Source organism: Micromonospora sp. CNZ295 (assembly GCF_004217535.1).
The window spans coordinates 2,296,108-2,321,940 of the sequence record NZ_SHKZ01000001.1 but is presented as its reverse complement, the minus strand read 5'-3'; the positions used below and the strand labels follow the sequence as shown (position 1 = coordinate 2,321,940).

23 protein-coding genes and 3 pseudogenes are annotated in these 25,833 nt (G+C 68.1%); 10 read left to right on the top strand and 16 right to left on the bottom strand.

Translation table 11 applies throughout. The features are described 5' to 3' along the window. Nucleotides 1-44: 44 nt before the first annotated feature. Nucleotides 45-227 (top strand): hypothetical protein, encoded by a 183-nt coding sequence (locus EV376_RS11080; protein WP_130322365.1) that lies wholly within the window; start codon nucleotides 45-47, stop codon nucleotides 225-227. 18 nt (nucleotides 228-245) lie between these two features. On the opposite strand, the gene EV376_RS11075 is transcribed toward EV376_RS11080, so the two are convergent. Further along, the gene (locus EV376_RS11075) at nucleotides 246-944 is read right to left on the bottom strand and encodes a hypothetical protein (protein ID WP_130322363.1); all 699 of its coding nucleotides are present in this window, start codon (nucleotides 942-944) and stop codon (nucleotides 246-248) included. A gap of 287 nt (nucleotides 945-1,231) precedes the next feature. Between EV376_RS11075 and EV376_RS11070 the strand changes: the two genes are divergently transcribed. After that, nucleotides 1,232-1,660, top strand: a complete 429-nt coding sequence (locus EV376_RS11070; RefSeq protein ID WP_130322361.1) for a hypothetical protein — start codon at nucleotides 1,232-1,234, stop codon at nucleotides 1,658-1,660. Nucleotides 1,661-1,871: 211 nt separating this feature from the next. Beyond that, nucleotides 1,872-2,603: an alpha/beta hydrolase family protein gene (locus EV376_RS11065; RefSeq protein ID WP_130322359.1), complete on the top strand. Its 732-nt coding sequence runs from the start codon at nucleotides 1,872-1,874 to the stop codon at nucleotides 2,601-2,603. Nucleotides 2,604-2,778: 175 nt separating this feature from the next. Here the strand turns inward: EV376_RS11065 and EV376_RS11060 are convergent, their stop codons facing one another. The 5 genes and pseudogenes from EV376_RS11060 to EV376_RS11040 form a co-directional block, all read right to left on the bottom strand. Further along, complete coding sequence (locus EV376_RS11060; protein ID WP_130322357.1) at nucleotides 2,779-3,348, bottom strand: kinase; 570 nt, start codon at nucleotides 3,346-3,348, stop codon at nucleotides 2,779-2,781. A gap of 15 nt (nucleotides 3,349-3,363) precedes the next feature. Further along, on the bottom strand, nucleotides 3,364-4,026 hold the full coding sequence (locus EV376_RS11055) for a pentapeptide repeat-containing protein (protein WP_130322355.1): 663 nt from the start codon (nucleotides 4,024-4,026) through the stop codon (nucleotides 3,364-3,366). A gap of 60 nt (nucleotides 4,027-4,086) precedes the next feature. After that, the gene (gene amcA, locus EV376_RS11050) at nucleotides 4,087-4,269 is read right to left on the bottom strand and encodes a multiple cyclophane-containing RiPP AmcA (protein WP_130322353.1); all 183 of its coding nucleotides are present in this window, start codon (nucleotides 4,267-4,269) and stop codon (nucleotides 4,087-4,089) included. Beyond that, nucleotides 4,266-4,384: pseudogene (locus tag EV376_RS30820) on the bottom strand (cyclophane-forming radical SAM peptide maturase AmcB); the annotation flags it as partial. The pseudogene EV376_RS30820 and the gene amcA (EV376_RS11050), both read right to left, overlap by 4 nt. Before the next feature lie 116 nt (nucleotides 4,385-4,500). Then, entirely contained in the window at nucleotides 4,501-5,559 is a 1,059-nt protein-coding gene (locus EV376_RS11040) for an NAD(P)-binding domain-containing protein (protein WP_486482588.1), read from the bottom strand. 725 nt (nucleotides 5,560-6,284) lie between these two features. Here EV376_RS11040 and EV376_RS11030 point away from each other — a divergent pair. The 5 genes and pseudogenes from EV376_RS11030 to EV376_RS30815 form a co-directional block, all read left to right on the top strand. Further along, nucleotides 6,285-9,017, top strand: coding sequence for a hypothetical protein (locus EV376_RS11030; protein ID WP_207228124.1), 2,733 nt, complete (start codon nucleotides 6,285-6,287; stop codon nucleotides 9,015-9,017). Nucleotides 9,018-9,019: 2 nt separating this feature from the next. Further along, nucleotides 9,020-10,510, top strand: a complete 1,491-nt coding sequence (locus EV376_RS11025; RefSeq protein ID WP_130322349.1) for an AAA family ATPase — start codon at nucleotides 9,020-9,022, stop codon at nucleotides 10,508-10,510. A gap of 25 nt (nucleotides 10,511-10,535) precedes the next feature. Continuing rightward, nucleotides 10,536-12,782 carry a DNA methyltransferase gene (locus tag EV376_RS11020; protein WP_130322347.1) on the top strand — a complete coding sequence of 749 codons (2,247 nt, stop codon included), beginning with the start codon at nucleotides 10,536-10,538 and terminating at the stop codon, nucleotides 12,780-12,782. Beyond that, nucleotides 12,779-15,376 (top strand): DEAD/DEAH box helicase family protein, encoded by a 2,598-nt coding sequence (locus tag EV376_RS11015; protein WP_130322345.1) that lies wholly within the window; start codon nucleotides 12,779-12,781, stop codon nucleotides 15,374-15,376. The genes EV376_RS11020 and EV376_RS11015 overlap by 4 nt, the downstream gene beginning before the upstream one ends. Nucleotides 15,377-15,555: 179 nt before the next feature. Beyond that, a pseudogene (locus EV376_RS30815) lies at nucleotides 15,556-15,858 on the top strand (transposase); the annotation flags it as partial. A gap of 80 nt (nucleotides 15,859-15,938) precedes the next feature. On the opposite strand, the gene EV376_RS11005 reads toward EV376_RS30815, so the two are convergent. The 4 genes from EV376_RS11005 to EV376_RS10990 all read right to left on the bottom strand — a co-directional run bounded on the left by EV376_RS11005 (nucleotide 15,939) and on the right by EV376_RS10990 (nucleotide 19,984). Then, the gene (locus EV376_RS11005) at nucleotides 15,939-17,414 is read right to left on the bottom strand and encodes a site-specific integrase (protein ID WP_130322343.1); all 1,476 of its coding nucleotides are present in this window, start codon (nucleotides 17,412-17,414) and stop codon (nucleotides 15,939-15,941) included. After that, nucleotides 17,411-17,821 (bottom strand): hypothetical protein, encoded by a 411-nt coding sequence (locus tag EV376_RS11000; RefSeq protein ID WP_130322341.1) that lies wholly within the window; start codon nucleotides 17,819-17,821, stop codon nucleotides 17,411-17,413. Before EV376_RS11000 ends, EV376_RS11005 begins: the two co-directional genes overlap by 4 nt. Next, on the bottom strand, nucleotides 17,814-18,716 hold the full coding sequence (locus EV376_RS10995) for a DUF2637 domain-containing protein (protein WP_130322339.1): 903 nt from the start codon (nucleotides 18,714-18,716) through the stop codon (nucleotides 17,814-17,816). The genes EV376_RS11000 and EV376_RS10995 overlap by 8 nt, the downstream gene beginning before the upstream one ends. 380 nt (nucleotides 18,717-19,096) lie before the next feature. Beyond that, the gene (locus tag EV376_RS10990; RefSeq protein ID WP_130322337.1) at nucleotides 19,097-19,984 is read right to left on the bottom strand and encodes a replication-relaxation family protein; all 888 of its coding nucleotides are present in this window, start codon (nucleotides 19,982-19,984) and stop codon (nucleotides 19,097-19,099) included. A 631-nt stretch (nucleotides 19,985-20,615) separates the two neighbouring features. Here EV376_RS10990 and EV376_RS10985 point away from each other — a divergent pair. Then, nucleotides 20,616-20,987, top strand: coding sequence for a hypothetical protein (locus tag EV376_RS10985; protein WP_486482587.1), 372 nt, complete (start codon nucleotides 20,616-20,618; stop codon nucleotides 20,985-20,987). Nucleotides 20,988-21,099: 112 nt separating this feature from the next. Here EV376_RS10985 and EV376_RS10980 read toward each other — a convergent pair. The 6 genes and pseudogenes from EV376_RS10980 to amcA (EV376_RS30170) all read right to left on the bottom strand — a co-directional run bounded on the left by EV376_RS10980 (nucleotide 21,100) and on the right by amcA (EV376_RS30170) (nucleotide 24,235). Beyond that, a pseudogene (locus tag EV376_RS10980) lies at nucleotides 21,100-21,673 on the bottom strand (kinase). 15 nt (nucleotides 21,674-21,688) lie between these two features. Next, a complete protein-coding gene (locus tag EV376_RS10975) occupies nucleotides 21,689-22,351 on the bottom strand; it encodes a pentapeptide repeat-containing protein (RefSeq protein WP_130322335.1) in 663 nt (220 codons plus the stop codon). A gap of 63 nt (nucleotides 22,352-22,414) precedes the next feature. Beyond that, nucleotides 22,415-22,597: a multiple cyclophane-containing RiPP AmcA gene (gene amcA, locus EV376_RS10970; protein ID WP_130322333.1), complete on the bottom strand. Its 183-nt coding sequence runs from the start codon at nucleotides 22,595-22,597 to the stop codon at nucleotides 22,415-22,417. Beyond that, nucleotides 22,594-23,730 carry a cyclophane-forming radical SAM peptide maturase AmcB gene (amcB, locus tag EV376_RS10965; protein ID WP_130322331.1) on the bottom strand — a complete coding sequence of 379 codons (1,137 nt, stop codon included), beginning with the start codon at nucleotides 23,728-23,730 and terminating at the stop codon, nucleotides 22,594-22,596. The genes amcA (EV376_RS10970) and amcB overlap by 4 nt, the downstream gene beginning before the upstream one ends. Beyond that, entirely contained in the window at nucleotides 23,727-24,074 is a 348-nt protein-coding gene (locus tag EV376_RS10960; RefSeq protein WP_130322329.1) for a hypothetical protein, read from the bottom strand. Before EV376_RS10960 ends, amcB begins: the two co-directional genes overlap by 4 nt. After that, nucleotides 24,071-24,235, bottom strand: a complete 165-nt coding sequence (gene amcA, locus EV376_RS30170) for a multiple cyclophane-containing RiPP AmcA (RefSeq protein ID WP_165437985.1) — start codon at nucleotides 24,233-24,235, stop codon at nucleotides 24,071-24,073. The genes EV376_RS10960 and amcA (EV376_RS30170) overlap by 4 nt, the downstream gene beginning before the upstream one ends. Nucleotides 24,236-24,605: 370 nt before the next feature. Here amcA (EV376_RS30170) and EV376_RS10955 point away from each other — a divergent pair, with 370 nt between their 5' ends. Next, nucleotides 24,606-25,832, top strand: coding sequence for a helix-turn-helix domain-containing protein (locus EV376_RS10955; RefSeq protein WP_207228122.1), 1,227 nt, complete (start codon nucleotides 24,606-24,608; stop codon nucleotides 25,830-25,832). Nucleotide 25,833: the final 1 nt, after the last annotated feature.

The following is a 25,833-nucleotide window of genomic DNA, read 5'->3' as shown; positions in this document are numbered from 1 at the left end:
CCGCACCTCAGCGGGACAATGGAACCGGACGAGGGAGGTCCGCGATGGCTGAGGATCGAGAGCGCACCGATCGGTCGACGGACGAGGAGTTCGCCCGCCTGCGGGATGTCAGGTTCGGTGCGCTGCCCGCCCGAGTGACGCCGGCCGAGGACCTGATCGAGACCGTGGACACGGATCCCGCACACCAGGAGCCACCGGAGCCTCAGGTGCGCCGGGAGTGGGGGTAGGAAAACCGCGCCCCCCGTTCATGTGCCGGGCGGTGAGACCCGCCGGCCTGCGGGCGGGTGCGGCGCCGTGCGCGCTCGCCACCTGCCGAGCACCCTGCGACCCGAGGGGCGCAACCCGGAGGTGGCCCGGGCGAGATGAGCCTTGTTCTGACCGACGTACACGACAAGCAGCAGGACCAGGAGGCCCCAGCCGGCGAGCCAGACCAGCCAGTCGATGGGCGACTCCAGGCGCGAGAACGTGCCGACCAGGCAGGCGATCCCGGACAAGGGGAAGATCAGCTGCAGCCCGAGTTCGTAGTGCAGGGACCGGTTGATCTTGTGCCGCGCGTAATGTTCCTCCCAGGTGAACATCCGTTCATCGCCGGCGCACTGGACGGCGATCGGCTTGAGCACCTCGCGGATGTACCTGTTCGCCGCCTCGCGATCCCTCCGGCGCCGCAGGATGGTCACCCCGGAGATCGCCGCCAGGAGAGGCAGGCCAAGGAACAGTCGCGGATCGGCGCCGTTCGCGAGCACCAGCCCCACGATCACCGCGACAACGGTCATGTACGCGCCCACCAGAGCGTGCGACGCCGCCGACTTCTGAGCCACGAGCGCTCGAATCGAGTTGTACTCCGCAATCAGCAGATTCGCGCGGACGTCCGTGCGTGAACCCGTCTCGACGTGCTCGTAACCCCGCAGGGTGCCCGAATTCCCGACCAGGTCCTCCCACGCCATGGCTGGATTATGGCAATTGACGGCAACCACTCGCTTTCACCAACGGCAGTCGGTCCGGCCGCGCCGCCCCGGTGCTGCCGGCGGCTCCGCTCGGTTCCCCTACATGGACGGAACGCCGGGTGACCGGTCCGGTTCGGACGGACAGCCGGTGTCCGGGCGTGGAAGGTCGGCAGGCGCCGACGCCCGTCGTACCAGATATTGATAGAAGCAACCGTGGTCATTGGTGCGAGACGGCCGGACCGTTAGCGTCGGCCAGGACACCCGTCAGGTCCGTCGGGAGGTATGGGATGGTCCGCTTCATCAGCCGGCTCGCGGTGACCCTCACCGTCCTGCTCGCGTCCGTACTGGTGTTCACCACGCCAGCCCGCGCCGCGACAAACTGCTGGGCGCACACGTTGTCGACCGGGTACGGGCCGGTGCAGGTATGCCTACTGACGACCGGCTCGCTCGGTCGGGCAGCTCTCCGGAGCGGAATCACCGGGCAGCTTTCCTACCAGAGCGGGTGGCTGACAGCCAGCGGGTCGCTCAACAACCAGGGACGAATAACGGCGACCGATGGCGTGAACGCATTCTTCATCGGCGGGAAGTTCCTGAACACCCCGTACGGTCCGGCCTCCTTCGGCACGCAGCTGCAGACATCGACCGGCCGCTTTGGCTGGTGGAACCTCTTCGACAACCGCTTCTACCCCACCAGCGGGTGGTTCCCCCGCGTCTAGCCGAGGGTCCGCGCGTGGCTGATCTCCTCGAGGCCTCCGCAAACCTGTTGGCGGACCACGGCGACACTGCTAGCTTTCGGAGGCCGTGCCAGAGAACGAGGAGGTGGTACCCGTGAACATCGTATCGACGTGGGTGCTCCCCTCTGGGGTCACGGTCGGGCGATAGGTCGTCCGGGAGCGCCGTTCACGAGCACTCCCGAAAGGCACGACCATGCGATTCACCGCTGAACAACGCCTCGGCGACGGTGTCCTCGAGCGCGAGTTCACTCTCGACGGGATCCCCGGGATCCTGTGGACGCCCGCGACCGCATCCGCACCGGCGCCGCTGATCCTGATCGGCCACCCTGGCGGACTGCGCAGGATGTACCCCCGGCTGGTGGCCCGGGCCCGGCACTCCGTGGCGGAGGGCTTCGCCGCGGCCACGATCGAGCTCCCCGGTGGCGGTGACCGGCCCCGGTTCGCCGCCGTCGAAGAGGCCCGCGCCGACCTGCACCGGGCGCTGGAGGCCGGCCAGCCGGTCGCCGACGAGATCGTCGACCGGCTCGTCCTCCCGCTGGTCGAGAAGGCGGTCCCGGAATGGCGGGCCGCCCTGGACGCCCTGCTTCCGCTGCCCGAGATCGGCGGCCCGGTCGGATACTCGGGAGGGGTGATCGCCATCGGCATCCGGCTGGCCGTGGTCGAGCCGCGCATCTCGGCCGCTCTTCTGTTCGCCGGGAGCTTCGTGCCCCGCGCCATGATCGAGGATGCCCGACAGGTCACCATTCCGCTGTTGGTCCTGTTGCAGTGGGACGACGAAGGAAACGACCGGCAGTTGGCCCTCGATCTGTTCGACGCCTTCGGCTCCAGGGAGAAGACGCTGCACGCCAACCTGGGCGGGCACACCGGCGTCCCACAGTTCGAGGGGGACGACGCGAACCGGTTCTTCGCCCGGCACCTGAAGTGAGGCGGGGCCGTCAGGCCGGCCGCCGACGATAGGAGCTGCGGGCCAGAACTTCGCTCATCGAGGACCGGCCCCCGGCCCTTCGATGACGGGGGCCAGCAGATGCGCCACCGGCCCGATCGCGGCGGTACCGCCGGTCGGGGCGGTGGCGCGGCGCTGGCAGCCCGGCCGGGCTCCGTCAAGGGGACGGAACGCTCGGAAGCAGGTCGTCGTCGCGTCCGGTCTGGGGTAGCCCGGCGGCAGCCGCGATGGCCTCGACGGCCTCGTCCAGGGTGGTGGTCTCGGGTAGGACGAGTTCGTCGGGCCAGCCCAGGACGTCATGGGCGGCGTACCAGCCACTCATGTGCTCGGCGGTGAACTCGCTGGCCTGCGAGCGGGTGAGATGCCGACGCAGGGTCTCGGCCAGGGACACGTCGAGGTAGCAGAACAGTGACCGCCCCCGGTGCCCGTCCCGCAAGGCCGTCAGCATGCCCCGGTAGCGGCTGCTGTGCAGAATGCCCTCCAGCACGACGTGGTAGCCGTGGTCGAGGGCGAACCGGACGGTCTGCGCGATCAGCGCCGGCGCGATGCCGCCGGGCAGGTCCCGTTCGCGCAGCACGATGCGGCGCAGGTAGTCCTGCTCGACCAGGGCGCAGCCCCGGCCGTGCCGGCGCCGTAGCTCCCGGGCGATGCTGCTCTTGCCGGAGCCGGAGTTGCCCCGAATGCAGACGAGGATCGTCTCCGGGCTGCCGGTGGGTTCAGCGAGCACGATGCACCCTCGGGTTCACTCGTTGCGGACCGTGAGGTCGAGGACGTCGATGGTCAGCTCGCTGAGGTCAGGAAGCTGATCCCGGCCGACGGTGACGCCACGCAGGTTGTCCAGCGGCGTCTTGAGCCCACGGAGGCGGTTGCCCCGCAGGTCCGCGCCGTCGAGGTGGCAGGAGTCCAGTTCCAGGCCGGCGAGGTCACAGGACCGCAGCGCGATGCGAGGTAGCCGGCAGGAGGACCACGCGCCGTTGGTGAGGATGCAGTCGGTGAACGCGACCGAGCCGGCTGCGGCGACGCGCTGGAGGGTGGCGTAGTCGAAGCGGCAGCCGTCGAACAGGACGTCCTTGAGGCGTACGTCGGTGAGTCTGGTGCCGGTGAACCGTGAGCCGGTGATGGCGCAGCGTTCGATGGTGAGGCCGGTCAGGGTCGCGCCGGAGAAGTCGGTGCGGGTGATCTCGCAGCCGTAGAGGCTGCCGGCGTCCCAGGTGCTCTCGCTGAGGTCCCCGCCGGTGATCAGGCTGCTGCGGATGCTGGTGTCCTCAAGGTGCGCACCGCGCCACGCTGCGCCCTCGACGAGAGCCTCGGTGAGGCCGTCGGCCAGGTCCGGTGTGCTGTCAAGATCGTCCGGTTCGAGGTCCGGCAGCAGGACCTTGACGTCGCCGATCGTGGTGGTACGCATGTGTCCTCAACCTGTGTGGGCGCGGGGTGGGCACGCCACCGCGCGCGTTCCATGGCAGGGCTACTTCTTCTTGTTCCAATTGTCCCAGCCGGGTCGGCTGTCGAACTTTCCTCGGTTGTCCCAGGTGGGGCGGTTGTCGAACTTCGCCGCGTCGATTGACGCTACCGACCGCTCCGGGTCGACGCCGAGGCGGGCGAGTTGCTCGGGTGCGGCGTTGACGAGGGTCGCGAGAGCGTTGGTCATGGTGCTCCTCCTTGACGGGTGAGGTGATCCGCTGCGCGCGGACGAGGGCTTGCCTGCTGGTGCGGCAGTACGCGGTCTCGCGAGCGGTGAACGTCGCGTGCTCGAAGTAGCGGTTGGCTCGGCTGGCCGTCGGCTGGGAAGGCGAAGCTCGGGGAACGGGACCGGCGGGACTTGAACGGGCCGAACACCACACCATCGCCGCGAACCCGCCGCAACGTCTGGGAGCCCCGGTCACGCCGCGGCGGTCCGGGCCAGGTGCCGGGCAACGGCGGCTGCGGCGGCCCGTCCGGCCCGGCTCGCGCCGATGGTGCTCGCCGACGGGCCGTAGCCGACCAACTGCACGCGCGGATCTCGCGCGGTCGTGGTGGCGCCCTGAACGTTGCCGGGGACGTGCACGAGGGCGATGCCGCCCTGCGGTGACCGCAGTCCGAGCGGAGCCAGGTGGTCGACGGCAGCGCGGAATCCGGTGGCCCACAAGATCACGTCCACCGACTCGAAGGAACCGTCGGCCCAGCGCACCCCGTCCGGTTCGATGACGGCGAACATGGGACGCCGCACGTAGGCGCCGAGCTCCGCCGCACGACGCTCCTGGATCCGCAGTGCCAGGCCGGTCACGCTCACCACGCTGGCTGGCGGAAGTCCGCGGCGTACGCGCTCCGCAACCCCTGTCACGGCGGCAAGACCGGCCTCGGAGTCGAAGTCGTCGTCGCGCCACACCGGTGGACGCCGGGTGACCCACAGGGTGTCGGTGACCGGTGCAAGCTCACCGAGGAACTGCACAGCCGAGGCGCCACCACCGACGACGAGCACCCGCTTGTCGCGGAAGTGTTCGGCCCCGGGGAAGGCCACGGCGTGGAGCTGCTCGCCAGTGAACGAGGTGATCCCCGGGTAGTACGGCACGAACGGTCGCGTCCAGGTGCCGGTGGCGTTGACCAGGGTGCGCGTGCGCCACCGCCGCTCGCCGGCGTGCACCAGAAGCAGATCACCGTCGGCTTCCACCCTGGTGACGTGGACGGGTCGGACCACCGGCAGCCCGTGCCGTCGCTCGTACTCCCCGAAGTAGGCAGGGATCACCTCGTTGGCCCGCCGGCCCGACCGCGCCGGCGCCGGTGCGGCGGGCAGGTCGGCGACCCCATGGACATCCGCCATGGTGAGCGAGTCCCAGCGGTGCTGCCAAGCGCCCCCGGGCGCCGGGTTGGCATCGAGTACCACATGACCGACGCCCCTTCTCTGCAGGAAGAAGGACGCGGCGAGGCCAGCCTGTCCGCCGCCGATGACCAGGCTGTCCAAGGTCTCGGTTGGCTGTGCAGGGTGGCCTTGAGCGTTGTCTCCGTGGTCGAGGCCACCAACGACACGCCCTCGCCGGAGGGTCATCCTTGCCGAATCCATGATGTCCTCCGTTTCCGCATCCCCCGCCCGCGATGAGAAAGAGATAGGACGAGAACTAGTTCAACTTTCAACTAACGCGAGCTATTCCTTCACGCGTGGCCGCGCATCAAGCGGCGACCGCCGGACATGACGCGGCACCCAGCGAGCTTGAGACGGGTCATGATGCTGGCGAGTGCGAGCGTTGCCGTCGCCGACTCACCCCGAAATGACATCTGGGCACCCACCCGTGAGGGTGAATGCCCAGGTGATTGCTGGTGCGCCGCCAGGGACTCGAACCCCGAACCCGCGGATTAAGAGGTCCGTCGATGCCGGCCTTATCGGTCCCGTACCGCGCCGTTAGTCCCAAATCCCCTACCAGTCCATCGCTGTGGGGCCGCCGTGTACCAGCGGGTGCCCATCCGTCCAGGGCGCGCGAGCACCCGACGAGCACCCGCATACCGTATCCCTGCGTACGATGAGGACTGCCGCACAACCCAACGCTTGACCGATCAAGCTACTCAAAGCGGCGAATGACCTCATCGCTGGTTTCCTCGCCCAGACCGGCATGACCCTCAAGCCAAACCGCCATGATGATGCAGACGTCAGCCCTTCAACCTCTGCAGCTAGCTTGCGGCAGAATCTAGGCCATGCCAGGCAGCGTGTCCGGAGGGGCCAGCAGCGCAGTGGCGGCGTCGGCGCACGCCTCGTGCGCCCGATTCCGTGGGACAGACCCGCTGGTCACGGGCGTCACCCGCCGGAAGCTCGCTCAGGACGTCGGCCACTCGAAGGGCCCGGAGAGCGCCATCCCGCTGCTGCGCTGGATGCGTGCGATGACGTTCGAAGGCCTTATTCAGGACAAACGATTCGCCTCCGAAGTTGTCACGACCGCCGTTGGCGGCCTTGGCCTGGCTCGCCCGACTGGCGTCGTCATCAGGGACGCCGGTGTCAACGTAATCAAGACCGCCGCCGTGCTCGACGCCGCTCACAAGGACGCTGTCGTCCACGGCCGCGCCACTCTGATCTACCACCTCGCTGTCCCGTTCGTCGGGCTCGATGGCGTGGACGCCACCACCACCCGACCGGATTTCGCTGTCGTCACCCCACGCCGCCCGAACGTCGATGGCGAGGTCGACTCGTCGTGGTTGATCGTCGGAGACGCGAAGGACTACCAGCGCGTGCGCGCAAAGATCGACGACGCGAAGCTAATGAAGGGATTCCTGCAGGTCGCCCTCGGCGCCGAATCCGCCGCCCAGTGGTCGCAGCTGCCGGCCGGTATGGAAGTCCACACCTTCGGCGTGCTCGCGGTGCCGCGCAACACGTCCCTGAATCCGACCGCCGTCATCGAAGACCTCACCGACTACCGCGACGAAGTCCGTATGCGCGTCGTCGAACGGCAGAACGAGGTGGCACGGTTCCCAGACCCGACGACGATTGACCCGATCGAGCACCTCGCCCACCTCACGGCTCACTTCGACCCTGCTTCGTGCGCCGGATGCGACCTCTTCATCTTCTGCCGAAACGAACTCCAGTCGTCGAAAGACCCCGCCGACCTGCTCATCGAGCTTGGCGTGAAACCGGAGATGCGTCAGCAGGCGATAGGCTTGATCGACAAGACCACCCCTCTCGGCCCGATCTCGTCCTCCGTTCGGTCGATGATCGAGGCCAGTCTTTCCGGCGTCGGCGTGAAGTCGCGGCAGCGGCGCCTCGACCCGATCGGGCAGTCTGGCACCGTCAACGTCGTTATGGCGAAGTCGGACGGTGCGACGCTCGGTGTGTACGGCATTGCTTTACAGCGCATCACCGCCCAGGGTGCGGGGGCGTGGGACGTCACCGTCTTCGACAACCCCGATTCCGATGCCACTCGCCGCCAGATCATGAAGCTGCTTGGCAAGCAGCTTTTCGACGCCCTGTCTGGTGCCGTGAAAGCGAATACGGCCAGCCCCGAACCGATCCACGTCGTCGTCCCCGACTCAGGCACCGCCGACCTGCTCGTCGGCATCGCGGACTCCATCGCCGGCTCCGAACTGTCCCGGCTGCGCTGGCAGCGCGACAAAGACCAAGACCGTCCGGCGCTGACCTTCGGCGGCGAGCCTGCCGTCATCCCGCCGCGGCTGCCGGAGAAAGATCGGACGGCCGTGTCGTTCCTGCTCGAACAGGACCGGGCCCGGACGATGAAGTGCCGAATCCCGATCGTCGACCTGCGCGCCACGCTGGCTGCCCTCGTCACCGCCGGTGGACCGTCCGTGAACTCGCTGCGTGTCGACTACCTGTACCCGTGGGCGATCTCCGGAAGAGTGACGATCGACTTCCGCACCCACAGCTCTGTCATCGAGAAGTCGCCGCACACCGTCGGCGCCCAACTGACCACCCCCCAGTCGAACGCGATCCACGAGGCGTTCGCCGGCGACAAGCCGGGTCTGCCCCGCCCGGCCAACCCCGTCGCTTACGACTCACTCGTGCGCGACGAACTGGCGTACAAGACGGAAGTGTTCGACAAGTGCGTCGCCGCGCTCGACTCCGAGTTCGCTCCGTCCAAGCTGCGGGCCGCCGTCCGGCAGGTCGAGGGCGACTCGCAAATCGTGTGGCGCCGTCGCCTCGACCTGCACGCGTTCGACCTCGTGCGCTTCACCCGCACGTCGCGCTTCTGGCGCAACGACAACGTCCCCCTCCTGGAGGCGGACAAGCTCTTCGTCGACCAGCTCACGATCCTCACCAGCCCGCTCGCCGCCCACGACGCCGCGGTCGACGCCGGCAACCGACGCGTCGCCATCGCTCGCGTTGTCGGCACCTCCCCATACGTCCTCGAAATCGACTCGCGGCGCATCGGGGACCAGTCGCGAGTCGTCGTCCTGCACGTCAACGGCGAACCGTGCGTGGAAAAGCCTGCCGTCACCGTGAAGATCCAGAAGGGCTCGTTCAAGATCTCAAACATGGCGATCGGTCCGCTCGCCGAAATCTCGGCCGACCCACGTCAGTTCCAGTGGAACCCACACCACGACCCGGGCATAGCCGTCGGCGACGAACTCATCGTCGCCGACTTCGCATGGTTCTCCACGAACACCGGAGACGCGTTCCTGAACGTCCCACGGCCGAGCGTCGACCAGCGCTCCGCCCCGAAGCCGGACTGCACCCCCGACTCGTACGGCGACGACCCAGCGAGCCACCAGTACTGCTGCAAGCCGCACGAAGTCTCGGAAGCCGAGTGGTCAGACGAACTCGCCGTCCGACGAGCGTCCGGTCAGCTCAATCCACAGACCTGGCCGCCGATCGTCGACCCGGACGCCTTTGACGTCGCCGCCGTCGGCGACGACTTGCCCGACCCCGCAGCCGAACCGGCCGTCGCACCGCCGGAAGACCTCTCGATGGACGACGTGGAGTAGCCGTGACCATCGTCTTCACCCCGCCAACCGCTGTCGCCACGAGCGCTTACCACCACTCACGGGCCGCCGCCGAGAACGAAGCCGCCGCCAAGATCGCCAAGGGCCAGCTGCTCGACGCGCTGAACGGCTCGTCCGACATCACGACGATCCTGCTCAAGGCGGCTGCCGGAGCCGGCAAGTCGTACGTCCTCAAGCAACTCGTTCAGGACGCGACCGTCCAGCCGCAGTGCCTGCGGGTCGCCGTCACCGCGTTCCAGAACCGCCAGTTGTGGCCACTCGCCGAGTCGCTCGGCACCGCCATCGGCAAGGACAAGGTCTACCTCTGGTCGTCGAAGGGCCGCTTCAACGACGTTCCCGACTCGGTGAAGGCGACCGCCACCGTCGTCGACTCCGGCAACGCCATCCCGATCGACGCCCCCGTCGTGATCGCCACGTCGCACATGTTCGGCGAGATCGGGCCGCGCAAGATCGTCAGAGACCACTTCACCCCGTCGTTTCACGGCGACTACCGCTTCGACGTCCTGTTCGTCGACGAAGCCTGGCAGCTGGCCAGCCACCGGTTCGACAAGCTGAACTACGTCGCCCCGATCCGCGTCGGCGTCGGCGACGTCGGGCAGCTGCCCCCGATCGAGATCGGCGAGAACCCCTGGCGAGGCGACTCCGGGTACAACCCGTACCGCGCATGGCCGAACAACCACTCTTCTGACGAGCACGCGTGGGTTACCGAACTGCCCGCCGTATGGCGCCCGACGGGAGAGCAGCTCGGGCTGTGGCGCGCCTTCTACCCCGAGTGGCGCTCCCTCAACTGCGTCGCCGCGCCCGGCGACCGGTCGATCAAGCTCGGCAAACTGACCGGCGTCGCGAAGGACGTGTGGGAGACCGTCGCCTCTGGCGTCCCGACGCTGTTGGAAGTCGACGGGCTGCCGCCCGCCGAAGCGCCAGACGTCGACTTCCCCCTCGTCCAGTTCGTCGAGCAGCTTCTCGACGACCTGTTCTCCGCCGGCTTCTCGCTCGTCGCCACCGAGTACAACGGCGACGGCACACCGAGCGGGAAGACGATCACTACCGAACCGGGGGACGAGCCGACCGATCCGCTCGTCGCCGTGCTCGCCACCCGAAACGCCACGGTTGAAGACGCCGCCGACGCAGTCGAACGGCTGTGCAAGCGGCACGGTCTCACCGAAGCGGACCTGCTCACCTCCACCGTCGACTCCTGGCAAGGGCAGACCAACGGCATCACGATAGCGGTCCACCCGCTCACCGGCGCCTCGGAACTCGACGAGTTCAACTCGTCGTTCGGTCGTCTGGCCGTCACGTGCACCCGCGCCACCCACGGGCTACTAATCGTCTCGCGTACCGGGCTGGACCGTATGCTGCAGGAGGCGCCGGCCAGGCCCGGCACTCCGTTCGGAGAGCCCGGCAACCGCACTCTGCCGCGGCAGACCCACCAACGTATCCTCGCCACGTTTGCCCGGGGCACCTACACCGTCTGATCGCTGACCTGAAAGCCTCAACTACATGTCTCGCCTCTCCGAACTCCTGCGCCAAGTCGCACTGAAGGACGAGCGCCTCGCCGCTGACCTCAAGCGCGAGACGGACGCCCTCGCCGAACGGCGCTCCTTCGGCCTGAACTTCGAGCGACACGTCCCGGAGGCCGTCGAGCTACCGGGCCGGCCGGTCCGCAAGAATGACAAGGTGCACGCGTTATTGACGCGGGAAAAGCAGGTTCGCCTCGCCAACCTGAGGGCGATCAGGGAGAGGGAACAGACCGACGCCGAGAGGGACGAGCTTTCTCGCCTGGAGTTGGAGCTCAGGGAGTCCAACAGCGTCCTGTGGCGTGTCGCCTCCGTCGACCGGAAGGCCGCGACCGCGACACTCACCCGATCGGTGGTCGAGGAGAGTGACGCCCTTCTCCAAGCCACCGATGTCCCGCTCGATGACTTGGCCGTTGTCGCCGAGTTTCGCGACCCGATCTACCCCGGCCTCGTGTCCACTGGAAAGGTCGAGCGCGGCGGCCCTGATAAGCCATACCACGCGGTGATCAACGCCGAGAATTATCACGCACTTCAAGCGCTGCTGTTCACACACCGCGGCAAGGTCGACGTCATCTACATCGACCCGCCGTACAACACCGGTGCAAAGGACTGGAAGTACAACAACGACTACGTGGAGGGAGACGACCTGTACCGCCATTCCAAGTGGCTTGCGATGATGGAGCGGCGTCTGCTGCTAGCCCGGGAGCTGCTGGATCCCGACGAGTCCGTGCTTATTGTGACGATCGATGAAAAGGAGTACCTCCGCCTCGGCCTCCTCCTTGAGCAGACGTTTCCGGATGCATCCATCCAGATGATTTCAACGGTCATCAACCCTAAGGGTTCGTCGAGAGGAGTCGGCTTTCGGCGCGCCGACGAGTACATCTTCTTCGTCATGATTGGGGACTCATCACCCGCTCGGCTCGCTCTCGGGCCGGAGTGGTCCGCATCATCTCGACGAGACGTTGAGGAGTTGACGGAGCCGGCCGTGATCGACCCTGGCTGGACATCAATGATGCGTCGAGGATCGAACTCGGCTCGCGCTGATCGACCCAAAATGTTTTACCCGATCTACGCCGACCCCGCCGGTCCAAATATTGTCGCCGTCGGCGAACCGCTGCCGGACGGCGTTCACGAAGCCCCATCGAAGCCCGGCCTAGTGACGATCCTACCGATCCGCACGAATGGGAGCGAGGGACGCTGGCAAGTCTCCCACACAGAACTTCTCACCCGGATAGAGCAAGGCCGAATCCGCCTAGGACGCGCCACCTCCTACGGCTACGTCGTCAACTACCTTCCGGACGGCGCCTACGCAGAAGTTCTATCCGATAGGTTTGAGATTCAAGGCAGGGCACCCGACGGTTCGCTCATCGCCACCGGAATATCATCCGACGCGACGCGGGTGGCGCCGACGCAGTGGAAGATTGCCTCACACAACGCGTCAGAAAACGGCACCGCCCTGCTGGGGCAGTTCCTACCGAATCGCAAGTTCCCGTACCCGAAGTCGTTGTATGCGGTCGAGGACGCGATCCGCTTCTTCACCTCGGACAAACCAAACGCGACCGTCGTGGACTTCTTTGCGGGCTCCGGCACGACAGCCCACGCCGTGATGCGCCTGAATCGCCAGGACGCGGGCCGACGGGTGTCGATCTGCATCACCAACAACGAGGTCGCGGCGGATGAGCAGCAGCGACTCCGCAAGATGGGTCTCAGGCCGGGAGACGAAGCTTGGGAGGCTTGGGGCATCTGCGAGTACGTGACTAAACCTCGGATTCGCGCGGCTATCACCGGGAGCACCCCCGAGGGCGCCCCCGTCAAAGGCGAGTACAAAGACCCTGACGTGTTCCCGATGGCGGACGGGTTCGAGGAGAATGTCGAGTTTTTTACGTTGACGTACGAGGCGCCGCTGCGGGTCTCCACGAATCGCGAGTTCGGGAAGATTGCCCCCTTCCTGTGGCTGAGGGCGGGCTCCCGCGGGAGGCGGATCGGCGACATCTCGACTGGATGGGACGTGGCGGAGGCGTACGGCGTGATAGTTGATCTCGACCAGTCGAAGCAGTTCCTGAAAGCGATGGAAGACGCACCGAGCGTCACCCACGCGTTCATCGTCACCGACGAAGACCGTTTGTTCGAGGCGATGGTGCGCCAGCTGCCTGCGCACGTCGAGCCGGTTCGCTTGTACGAGGCGTACCTGCGCAACTTCGAGATCGAAGCGGGGCGGGCCGCGCGATGAAATTCACCCTCAAGCCGTACCAAGCCGACGCCGTCGCGGCGATGCTCAGCTCGCTGGAGCGGGCGAAGAACGTGTACGAGCGCGAGAACGTTCCGACGTCCGTGTCCCTGTCCGCGACGACCGGTGCTGGCAAAACCGTGATGGCCGCCGCGGTGATCGAAGCTCTGTTCTATGGCAACGAGACGTTCGAGTTCGAGGCCGACCCGGGCGCCGTCGTCATCTGGTTCTCCTACAGCCCGGACCTGAACGAGCAGTCGCGGTTCCGGTTGATGGAGGCGTCCGACAAGATCGAGTCGTCCGATCTCGTCGTCATCGAACCGCCGTTCGCCAAGCCGCGGCTCGACCCGGGCAAGGTGTACTTCCTCAACACCGGCAAGCTGACGAAGAACTCGCTGCTCACCCGCGGTCACGTCGAGGTGGAGGAGGGTGAAGTTCTTCCCGGTCTGCATGACGCGGCCCAGCCGGACATGCAGGGGTGGACGATCTGGGAGACGATCGCCAACACGATCAGCGACCCGGACATGACCGTGTACATGATCCTTGACGAGGCGCACCGTGGGTTCCGCGCCGACCGCAGTGCGTCCGACAAACCGACCACCGTACGCAAGCTCGTCAACGGCCACTCCGGCTACCCACCGATCCCGATCGTCTGGGGCATCTCGGCGACGATCGAGCAATTCCGTAACGCGATGACCGAAGCGGACTCGTCCGACGCGCGCCGGGCGCTGCCGCCGATCGAGGTGGACGGGTTCCAAGTGCAGGAGTCCGGCCTCGTCAAAGACACGGTCGTCTTGGAAATCCCCGCCGAGGCTCAAGCGATCGACCTCGTCCTCGTGCGCCGAGCGGCGAAGAAGTTCCGCGAGGCGAGCGAGCGGTGGGAGAGGTACTGCACCGACCAGGGTCTGCCGGACGTAGTCCGGCCGCTGCTGGTCCTGCAGGCGCCGGCCACGCCGGACCACGACAAGATCGGCGAGGCGATCGACGTCATCTTCGACGAGTTCCCGGCACTGCCAGCCGGGTGTATCCGGCACGTGTTCGGCGAGCACACTCCCCAGCGATTCGGTGCGCACGACGTCGACTGGGTCGAGCCCCAGACGGTCGAGGACAAGACGCATATTCGGATCCTGATCGCCAAGGACGCCATCTCGACCGGGTGGGACTGCCCGCGGGCCGAGGTGCTCGTGTCCTTCCGCCCGGCGCGCGAGCACACGCACATCACACAGTTGCTCGGCCGGATGGTACGCAACCCGCTCGCCCGCCGCGTGCCCGGCGATGAGGTGCTCAACTCGGTCGACTGCATCCTGCCGTTCTTCGACCGGACGATGGCCGGCAACGTCGTGAAGTACCTGACCGGCAAGATCGACGGAGTCCCGGACGGATCGGGCCGAAAGGCGATCATCGAAGAGTGCAAGCTGCTGCCGAACGCTGCGGTGGACTTCGTCTGGCCCGTGTGGGATTCGATCCCTACGATGACCGTCCCGCAGCGGGGTGCTGCCCCGGTGAAGCGGCTCGCCTCGCTCGCCCACGCGCTGGCCACCGACGGTGTGCGTCCCGGGGCGGTGAAGGAAGTCGCCGGGCTAATCCACGCGGCGCTCGACGGGGCGAACGTCGAGTTTGCGTCCAAGGTGAAGGCATCGACGGCGGAGGTGCTCGCTGTTCGGCTGCAGCAAATTTCCGGCCGACTCGGTAAAGGCAACATCGCGTACGCGGACATCTTCGAACGGGCCGACGAGCGGGCGATCCGAGCCGCGTTCCAGGACGCCCGCAAGGCGTTCGGCTCGGACATCGCGTCGATGTACGTGGACCACCTGGTGGGCGAAAACGGCGAGGACGACGACCTGCGCGACGCGTTCATCCGAGCCGCAGCGCTGGCGACCGTCCCGGAGATCCGCGAACGGATCGACGCGCGGGCGAACGAGATCGCGAACACGTTGTTCGCCGAGCACCGCGTGGACATCAAGAGCCTGCGTGACGACCGGCAATCCGAGTACGAGGACATCCGGGCGCTGGCGGTCGAGCCGCAAGTGACGTCGCTCGGGCGGCCGAAGACACGGATCGAGGACTACGTCGAGGTGGACGAAAAGACCGGGCAGTTGGCGCGGGCGCCGTTGGCGCCCAAGCACCTGATGTCCGACGAGCACGGGCAGGTGCCGATAACGAAGCTGAACGACTGGGAGCGCGAAGTGGTCTTCGCCGAGCTGAAGCGATCTGTCGCGTGGTATCGCAACCCGCCGCGTCAGGCGACGGACTCGCTTGGGATCGCGTACCGAGACGGCAGCGGCGACTGGCATTCGATGCACCCGGACTTCATCTTCTTCAGCGAAGTGAACGGCAAGGTCGTCCCGTCGATCGTCGACCCGCACGGTCACCACCTGGGCGACTCGACGGAGAAGCTGCAAGGGCTCGCGAAGTTCGCCGAGGACCACGGTGCGTCGTTCCACCGGATCGAAGCGCTGAGCAGAGTCAACGGCAACATGCGCGTGCTCGACCTGACAAAGCCCGCTGTTCGCGAGGCGATCTACGCCGGCGGCAACACCCCGATCGAGTTCTACGACTCCCCCATCGCCGAGGACTACGACGGACCGGGCTTATGACGGGCAGTTGACCTGGAAGGAGGCCGCCGTGCCCAAGCCCGGCCTTGCGCGACTTGAAGGCTCCAGACTCTGCGAGCGCTCCTCCAACTGCCGCAGCTGAGCTGTGCCCAGTATTGCGGCCACTCATGCAGTGCACTCGCCGAAACAATGAAGTACCAGCTACAGGATTTCTCGAAGGAACCGTCAACGTCCATGGCCTGACCGAGGTCCGGGTCAACGCCGACGGCGGGCGCGAAGTGTTGGGCCTGGATGTCGTCCTTCGACGAGGACGGAGCCGGCTGGCTGGCGTCCCGGAGATCGCTGACCGCCTGCGTTCTGACCGGGGTGTCTGATCATGTCCGATGTCCACGCCAACCTCGTGGCCTCCATCGGCGCGGCCTACCCGGCGCGTCATGCCAGCGCCGGACCCGCTACCTGCGCAACCTGGCTGACGAAGATAGCCCAAGTCGACGCAGCCGTGGATCGCCACCGTGGTGCGCACGAGCGCGCCAGACACTGTGGCGCCGTCCTCGAGACAGCCGGGAGAATCTGGGTGATAACCCCATGCGCAGTTCGTACCGGCCTACGCCGGCCTTGTCGTCGAGCCACGCCGTCGCGGGACGACTGACGCCGTTGCTTCAGCGGCGGCGTGAGACAGCTCGGGTAAGACGTCGCCGTAGAACTTGGCGGTGAAGTGCGGGCTGGAGTGGCGGAGTCGGTTGGAGATGACTTTCATCTGGACGCCGGCGGCGAGGCCCATGGTGGCGGCGCCGTGGCGGAGGTCATGGAGTCGGATGGGTGGTAGCCCGGCTTGGGTGGCGAGGTGGTGGAAGTGATCGGTGACGTCCGCAGGGTGGAGCCGACCGCCGGTGGGGGTGGTGAACACGAGGCCGGTGGTGGTCCAGGCGGTGCCGGCGGCGAGGCGTTCGCGGTGTTGGCGGGTGCGGTGGGCTCGCAGGACGGTGACGGTTTCGGTGTCGAGGGCGACCGCGGCCTCGCTGTCGTTTGTTTTCGGGGTGTCGATGGCGGTGGCCCAGCCGTGTTGGACGAGTTGCCAGCGGACGGTGAGGGTGTGGGCGTCGAGGTCGAGGTCGTCCCAGTGCAGGCCGCAGGCTTCGCCTCGGCGTAGTCCGGTGAAGGTGATGAGGTGGTAGAGGGCGTAGAGCCGGTCGTTCGCGTCGTGGGTGTGGTCGAGGAATCTGCCGGTGTGTTCGGGGGTCCAGATCATCACGGGGCTGGGGGTCTTGCCGGTGTCGCGCCACGTCTTGACGCGTTGGTCGGTCCATACGGTGGGCTTGGGTGGTCGGGCTGTTGGTAGTTCGACCATGAGGGCGGGGTTGGTGTCGATGTAGCGGTGGCGGCGCATCGCATCGTTGAGGGCCTTGCGCAGGGTGGCGTGGATGACGTGCAGGGTTCTGGGGCCGACGATCCGTTGGTTCTTGACCTGGTCGCGTTTGGCGGGGTCGCGGCTGGCGCGCAGAGTGGTGATGGTCGTGTTGCGTTCGTCGATGGCGTCGTACATGGCGTCGATGTGGCCGGGGCGGAGCCGGTCGATGCGCAGGTGGCCGAGGTACGGGATCAGGTACAGCCGGATGTGGCCTTCGTAGGAGCGCAGGGTGCCGGTCTTGATGTTCTTGCGTCCGGCGAGCCAGTCGGTCAGGTAGTCGGCCACAGTCGGTAGCTCGGTCGGGGTGATGTCCAGGTGCAGCGCCCGGCGGATCTGGTCCGGGGTGGGGATGGGGGCGCCGCTCTTGACGGCGGTTTCGATGAGGTCGCCGGTCTTGACAGTGGTGTACGGGTCGGTGGGGTCGGGGACGGCGAGCGCGGCCCGGATGCGGTCCAGCACCGCGTCCGCGTCGGCCTGAGTGGCGTACGGGCCGTGGCGTAGTGGGCGGCGGGTGCCATCGGCGCGGGCGGGTACTTCGATCTGCCAGTGCCAGTGGCCGTGGGTGCGGGACCAGCCGCCGCCGGGCCGGCGAAGCTGGGGACAGGAGCGTCCCAGTCGCCGGCCCGTGACGCTGTCGCGGCAGCCGCAGCGTTTGAAGGTGGATCCCTTCACTCATCGTCTCCTGGATGCTTCGTATGGTGCCGCCAGCGGTGCCGGGTGGAATCCGCTGGCGGCAGGGCCATCGCATCCACGCTCACCTTCGCGTCGGCATCAAGTCGCCCGCCGCCAGTCGCGGCCGGGTCGGGTTGGAGGAGATGGAGCAGGGCGGCGACCGGGACGATGATGCGGCTGCCTGCCCGGATCAGCGGTACGGGGAACTGGTCGGTGGCGGCGAGCCGGTACGCCTGGGATCGGCTGATCCCGAGCACCGACGCGGTGGTGGCGAGGGTGGTGGTGACGCCGAGGGCACGGATGCGCTCGACGGTCCACACCTCCTCGACGGTGGGCGCGGGCGGGGTGGTGGTGCTGTCGGTCGTGGTGCGGGTGGTTTGGTCAGCGGGATTGGTGGGGCTATTCATGATCAAGCTTCTCCTGGTCGTGAGAGGGATCGCTGGGCGGTAGGAGCGGGGTAGTCCCGTCGGGGTCGACCGGCGCAGGGGTGACTGCTCCGCCACCATTGCGGCGCTCCGGTGACAGAGGTGGTGACGTCGGGTTGGTCGGCACGGCCGGGCTCACGACCAGCTCGGGTGGTGCCGATGACTCGGCCCTGAGGGTCTTGAGGAGTTCGGATAGGCGGGTGTTGGACACGGTCTGACCGGCTGCGCGCAGCGCTTCGGCGAGCGCCGCCCGGGTCAGTGCCTGCCCGTCCGCGGCGAGCCGGTCCCGGACCTTTCGCGCCGCCGGTAGCAGCTCGCCAACGTCGCCGGGCGGCTGCGCGGACGGTCCCCGGTCCGCTCGCCGCTGCCGATCCCGTCCGCCGTGTCGGTGACGAGCATCCGTTGAGCGGACGGTCCGGCTCCTAGGCCGCCGCTCCCCCGCCTTGACAGCGGTCCGGGTCGCCTCGTCTGGTCTGCTGTCCGGATCGGCCCGTCCGGCATCATTCGGTCGGCAGTCCCCAACCGTTTCGGCGGTGGCGGACGTCGCGGTGCTGGTGCGGCCGAGGGCGATCTTGACCATGACGAGGAATCCGAGCGCCGGTACGGCGGCGGCGACCCAGCCGATGACCGAGGGTTCGGCCTCGACGACCTGCGCCGCCAGGGACAGGGTGACGGCGCAGGCCAGCACGGTGGCTGGGAACACGGTGGAGGTGTGGGTGCGTTTGCGGCGGCGCAGTTCCAGGCCGGAGGCGATGGACATCAGCTCCAGGACGATCGCGTCGGCCCAGGCCAGCCAGCCGGGTTGGCCGTGCGCGGCGGCCACGTTGTGCACGTGGGTGAAGCTGGCCGCCCCGGCTGCGCCGCCGATGGCCAGCATGATGACGACCTGGACGCCGCCCTCGACGCGGCTACCCCGCGGACTGGCGTTCGGGCCAGGGACCGGTGTCGTCGTGGCCGATCACCTCCTCGACCCTGACCGGAGCAACGGCCCATCCGTCAGCCGCAGGAGGCCGGACCGAATAGCGGACCGGCCCGGCGTCGGACAACCGTCGGACGGGGATCGGACGCCGGCCGCGGACCGCCCGCCGCGGACGCGGGACCGGGATGCGGTCCTGCAGCTGTGGGAGCGAACGTCCGGTGCTCTCACGGATCTGTCAGCACCGGCCGAGCCGCTCACGACAGATCCGTGACAGACGCCGAACCTTGCTGTCCGCTCCGCAGCGGAAGTACTGTCCGCCGCCGTCGTGCCGTCGCCAATCACGCGGCCTCACCCGCCAGACCGGAGGCGTCAACGGCGTACCCGGCGAGATCCGCCAGCCGTAGCCGCTGCCCTTCCACACCGGCCACGGCCCACACCGCCCCGGCCGGGCCCAGGCCCGCCGTCGCGGGGTGGTCGCGGGCCCCGGTGGCGACCGGCACCGACAGCGGCACGTCGGCCAGCACGCGGCGTAGGTTGCGCTCCCGGGCGGCCGAGTGCAGCCAGAACAGCACCGGCCACGCCCGCCGGATCGTCGCGAACAGATCCTGGTAGCCGTCCACCTTGGTGGCAAGGATCGACAACTGCTCGGCGCCGGTGTCGTACTCGACGAAGAACGGCACCTCGGTCCGGCCGTCGACCCACCGGCCGTAGCCGTCCGGGCGGACCCGCGGCTGATACGCCCGCACCAGCCCCGGATCCCGCCGGCGGGTGAACGTCCCGGCGCGCTGGCACACCGCCTCCGGCAACCACTCCACCAACGCCGCGCCAGGGTGGGTGCGGGCGTGCCCGGCCAGGTCGGTGAAGAAGCCGTTCACCCCCAGCCGGTGGGCGAGGCTGCGGGTCGAGGTCCAGCGCCGCCGCTCCACCCGGGCGTGGTCCCGACGGGGTGGGCGTTCGTCCCGGCTGGCCGCGACGACCTCGGCGCCGAGCTGATCGATGACGTAGTGGTACGGGTACGAGCCGCCGTCGGCCCGCTGCGGCCGGAACCGGGCCACCAACCGCAGCCGGTACAGGGTCCGCAGCCGCCGCTGACAGAAGTCCAACGACGGGAACAGGGCGTTCGCGAGCTGGAACGACGTCAACACGCCGTGGTCGTACAACCAGCCCAGCAGCACGCGGTCACGGCCGGTTAGCTGGGACTGGACCCGAAGGACCGGATCATCCACCGGCCACCACCTCCCTTCCGGGCATGGAATGCCAGCCCCAGGGGGAGAGACCCGAGACCAGGCAGGGTCTGTCGCAGGACAAGGCTCCAGCGCTGACAGACGGGCTGACCTGCGTTGTGAGAGGAAACAGGGGGTCCGTTCGGGGGTCCGGGTGAAGACTGACGTCAACGCTGACGCCAAGCCCGACCCCCGAACGGGGATCAAGCCGGAACTCGTCAGCATCAATGCCTACGGCAGTAGGTGAAGGTGTCGGCGAAAGCACGAGAACTCCTTGGTTGAGGGTGTGGAATGTGGTGGTGCTGGCGTGGTCGGGTCACCACAGCGCCGCCGGAGCGGAAGAGTCCCGGTGAGAGGCATCCAAGCGCCGCCCCTGCCGTGGTCGCCGTCAGCAGCGCACGCTTGCCGGCCGCCGGGAGCACCGACGAGACGAATGGACCTGGGGAAAGCGCGCGCAGGTAGTTGAGGGCGGGGTGAAGCTAGCCTCTTGGGTCATGTCCGCCCCTGCGCCGCGTCCGTTGCTGTTCCTAGACGTGGACGGGACCCTCCTCCCGTTCGGGACACCCACGGCGGCTTCGCCGGGCATGTCACATGGCCCACCGGGGCACCGGCCCTGCCGGCCGACGCCCACCCCTTGCTGCACAAGGTCAATCCGGAACACGGCCGCCGGCTGAAAGCCCTGCCATGTGATCTCGTGTGGGCGACGACCTGGATGAGCGACGCGAACGACGTGCTCGCGCCGCTGCTCGGGCTACCTGCCCTGCCCGTCGTGGACTGGCCCGACTCCGACGAGGTCGGCGTCTTGCACTGGAAGACCCGTGGACTGGTCGAATGGGCGCACGGACGCCCCTTCGTCTGGATCGACGACGAAATCTCCCACGCCGACCAGCAGTGGGTATCGACTCACCACCACGACCCGGCCCTGCTACATCGGGTCGACCCACACCGCGGACTGACCGAGCACGACTTCACAGTCATCGAGAGCTGGCTCATGCGAGCGTGGTAGGGCGACCTCCATGCTGTCGCAGTTGCCGTGCTTGACGGCTTGCCTGGCCATTCGGGACCGACGTCGGCGAATGGCGCGCCGAAACGGCATCACCGTAGCCAGCTGGGCTGCTCTACGGGGACGGCACGTTCGGTAGCAGGTCGTCGTCGCGTCCGGTCTGGGGTAGCCCGGCGGCAGCGGCGAGGGCCTCGACGGCGTCAACCAGGGTGGTGGTCTCGGGTAGGACGAGTTCGTCGGGCCAGCCCAGGACGTCGTGGGCGGCGTACCAGCCGCTCATCTTGTCGGCGGTGAACTCGCTGGCTGGCCTGTGGGCGGGTGAGGTGCCGGCGCAGGGTCTCGGGCAGGGACACGTCGAGATAGCCGAAGAGGGACCGCCCTCGGTGGCAGTCCCGCAGGGCGGTCAGCATTCCCTGATAGCGGCTGGTGTGCATGATGCCTTCCAGCACCACGTGGTAGCCGTGGTCGAGAGCAAACCGAGCCGTCTGCGCAATCAGGGCGGGTGGGGCGCCCCCGGGCAGATCCCGTTCGCGCAGCAGGATACGGCGCAGGTAGTCCTGTTCGACCAGGGCACAGCCCCGGCCGTGCCGGCGTCGCAGCTCCCGGGCGATGCTGCTCTTGCCCGAGCCGGAGTTGCCCCGGACGCGGACGAGGATCGTGTCCGGGCTGCCGGTGGGCTCAGCGACCACGATGCCTCCTCGGCTTCAGTTGTCGCGGACGGTGAGGTCGAGGGCGGCGACGGTCAGCCGGGTGAGGTCAGGAAGTTGGTCCTCGCCGAGGGTGACGCCGCGCAGGTTATCCAGCGGCGTCTTGAGGCCGTGGAGTCGGCTGCCCCGCAGGTCGGTCCCGTCGAGGTGGCAGGAGTCCAATTCCAGACCGCTCAGGTCGCAGGACCGCAGTGCGACGCGAGGTAGGCGGCAGGAAGACCACGCGCCGTTGGTGAGTGTGCAGTTGGTGAATGCGACCGAGCCGGTGGCGGTGACCCGGCGGAGGGTGGCGTAGTCGAAGCGGCAGCTGTCGAACAGGACGTCCTTGAGGCGTACGTCGGTGAGTCTGGTGCCGGTGAACCGGGAGCCGGTGATCGCGCACCGTTCGATGGTGATGCCGGTCAGGCTCGCGGCGGAGAAGTCGGTGCGGGTTATCTCGCAGCCGTAGAGGCTGCCGGCCTCCCAGGTGCTCTCGCTCAGGTCCACGCCGGTGATCAGGCTGCTGCGGATGCGGGCGTCCTCAAGGTGCGAGCCGTGCCACCCTGCGCCGTTGACGAGGGCCTCGGTGAGGCCGTCGGCGAGGTCCGTCGTGGTGTCGAGGTCGTCCGGTACGAGGTCCGGCAGCAGGACCTTCACGTCGCCGATCGTGGTGGTGCGCATGTGTCCTCAACCTGTATGGGCGCGGGGTGGGCACGCCACCCCCGCGCGTCCCCGTGGTGGTGACTACTTCTTCTTGTTCCAGTTGTCCCAGCCGGGTCGGCTGTCGAACTTACCCTTGTTAGCCCAGGTGGGGCGGTTGTCGAACTTCGCCGCGTCGATTGACGCTACCGACCGTTCCGGGTCGACGCCGAGGCGGGCGAGTTGCTCGGGTGCGGCGTTGATGAGGACCGCGAGAGCGTTGGTCATGGTGCTCCTCCTTGAGGGGTGAGGTGGTCTGCGGCGGCGCGGACGAGAGCTTGCCGGGTGGTTCGGCAGTAGGTCGTTTCTCGGGCGGTGAAGGTCGCGTGCTCGAAGTAGCGGTTGCCGGCCTGGGCGCCACGGCAGAAGTCGTAGAAGGTGCAGTGGTCGGCGCAGTCGTTGAGGGCCGTTATGAATTCGGCGACGTAGTCCAGGTCGCCGGCGCGGGCGAGCATGGCGGTGATGGGTTGATGGAGGACGTTGCCGGCGATGAAGTGGCCGTATCGCGGCTCGGTGATGCCGAGCAGTTCCGGTGACAGCAGCACCACCTGCCCGTCCCAGGAGACGGTCGGGATCGGCTCGTACGGGGCGTGGTCGACGCGCCCAGCGCGGGTGGCGGCGAGATAGTCGGCCAGGCGGTCCACGTCGCGGATCCGCAGCGGGCTGCCGCCGACGCGACGCTCGATGAGGCGCTGCCAGAACCGGTAAGCGGCGCCCTCCGACACCGGCGCCCGGTCGGCGCCCTCCTGCTCTTCGATGTTGAAGCCCACCGACTCGCAGCCGGGCAGGCCGGCGAAGAAGTCGATGAGGGCTTCGGCGTGGCCGGTGGTTTCCGGTGTGACCACACAAATCACCGAGTACCTCAGCCCCGCGTCGGCCAGGGTCTGCATGCCGCGCAGGGTTCGGGCGTCCGTCGACTTGCCGGCCCGGTCGAGGCGGTTCCGGTTCAACGCGCCGGGTCCGTCGATGCTGACCCCGACCTCGAACCCGTAAACGGTGAACAGCTCGCACCACTGTCGGTTGATCAGCGTCGCGTTCGTCTGGATCTCATGACGCACCACTCCCGCGCGCCGGAGCTCCTCGAACGGGGCCAGTAGATCCCGGAACAGCCCGACGGGTGTGGCGGTGGGTTCGCCCCCGTGCCACACGACGCTCACCGGATGACCGCTGTTCTGATGTGCGATCGACTCGGCGCAAGCCTGCGCGACCGCGCCGCTCATCAGGCGGGGGGATCTTCGGTCGGGCAGGTAGCAGTAGGTGCAGTCGAGGTTGCAGAAGCTCGTCGGCTGCACGACCAGGGTGTGGAAGCTGCCGGCGATCGCCGGCCAGCCGGTGGCGTTGATGAGGCCGATGCCGTTCACGAGGATGCCTCCTCGATGCTGACGGCCGTGGTGGCACTGACGCGGTAGGCGTGGGTGTGGCGGGCAGGCCAGCCGAGGAACCGGTCGAACATGTCGGCGGCGCTGCCCGTGACGCTCGGGTTGAGCCGGTGCAGGTCTTCGATCGCGTCGTGCAGGCAGCCGGCCAGGTAGAGGAACAGGCTCACCGGCACTTCTCGATACTCGGCTAGGAGCGCGAGCTTCGCTGCGCCGCAGGGCCACGGCTGCCCGCATCGGCGGCACAGCCATAGCGGGCGCATCGGCAGATGTTCCACCCCGGCTGGCGCGGCCCGGTTCGCCGCGAGGCGGCGCTGCTGCCCGGTCACCGGCGACCGCCCTCGCGGGTCTGCTGCTCGAACAGCCGACGCCACACGAAGGTGAGCAGCGGCGGATCAGCAGGCCACACCTGCCCCTGGGAGGACGTCCATCTGGGCTCGGGGCGCCGGGACTGGCTGGCCATCGCGTTACGCGAGACGTACACCGTCATGCCGCCACCCCCACCAGGGACGATGAGCGGCGGGCTCGCCGGGGGAATGGCGAGCCCGCCGCCGCATCACGGCGGCTGGGAGCAGACCGCCGATCACCCACCCGCGCAGCCCTCATGGCGGTACGCAGGCGGGGAAGGCGCCGAGACAGTTCGCTCCCGGACGGGCCGAGCCAGCGGCCCAAGCCGTGGTGTGGTGCGCCGCTCATCGATCCCTCCATCTGCAGCTCCCTGTCAGTCATCCCCGACACCGGCATCGACACGTGCCGGTGATCTGGGGTGAACTGAACGTAGGGGCGGTCCGTACGGAGGACCGGGAAAATCCGTACCGGGTCCGGCGGCCTTCAGCGGGCAGGGTGATGGTGTGCGAGGGATGACGGACGACATGACGATCGGCCAGCGCGTCGCCTTCTACCGGCGGCGGCGAGGGCTCTCCCAGGAGGTGCTGGCCGGTCTGGTCGGCAAGACGCAGGAGTGGTTACGCAAGGTTGAGACGAACCGGGCCGACCTGGACCGGCTGTCGGTCATACGCGCAATCGCCAAGGCCCTGGACGTGTCCCTCGGCGACCTGATCGGTGCACCGAGCCTGTTCGAGTGGTCGGACGACTCAGGTCGCGAGACCATCCCCGCCTTGCGGGCCGCGCTTCACGACTATCGTCACCTCGCGCCGGCGCTTGCCAGCACGGGGGACGTCGAGGCTCCCGCCCTGCGCGAGATCGAGAACGATATCGCCGAGATCTGGACCGCCTACCAGCACTCGCGGTACGGCACCCTCGCCCGCCGGCTCCCCTACCTCATCCACGACTGCCTCACCGCCACCGAGGCGTACGACGGAGACGACGGCCAGCGCGCGCACGCGATGACCGCCTACGCCCATCAGCTCGCCGCGTTGTTCCTCACCAAGCTCGGCGAAGGTGACCTCGCGTGGACCGCCGCCAGCCGAGGGCTGGCCGCCGCCAACGCCAGCCACGACCACGTCGTCATCGGCTCACTTAGCCGCTCCGCCGCGCACTCGCTGGCGTCCATCGGTGAGTACGCCCAAGCCCGCGGCCTCGCCGCCACGGCGGCGCAGTTCCTGGAACCACGGCTCGTCAAGCCGACTCCGCAGCTGCTGTCGGTCTACGGAAGCCTGCACCTGGTCTGCGCGCTGGCCGCCGCTCGAGACGACGACCGCGCCTCAGCCGACACCCACATCGCCGAGGCCGATGCCACCGCGCAGCGACTCGGTGCCGATGGCAACCACGTGTGGACCGCGTTCGGGCCGACCAACGTGTCGATCCACAAGACGACCGTGGCGATGGAACTCGGCGACGTGCAACGCGCCATCGCCATCGGCGCCCCACTCGACACCAGCACCGTTCCCGTCGAGCGGCGGGTTCGGCACGCCATCGAAACCGCCCGAGCCCTTGCCCGGTGGAACCGCATTGACGACGCGCTCAACGCGCTCCTGGACGCCGAGGTCATCGGCCCCGACCAGGTGCGCTACCACCAGCTCTCCCGCGACCTCGTCCGAGACATTCTCACCCGCCCCCGGCCACCTCGACTGGCCGTCGAACTCAGCGACCGCATGGGCGTCCGGTCGGGAGGGCCGCGCTGGTAGC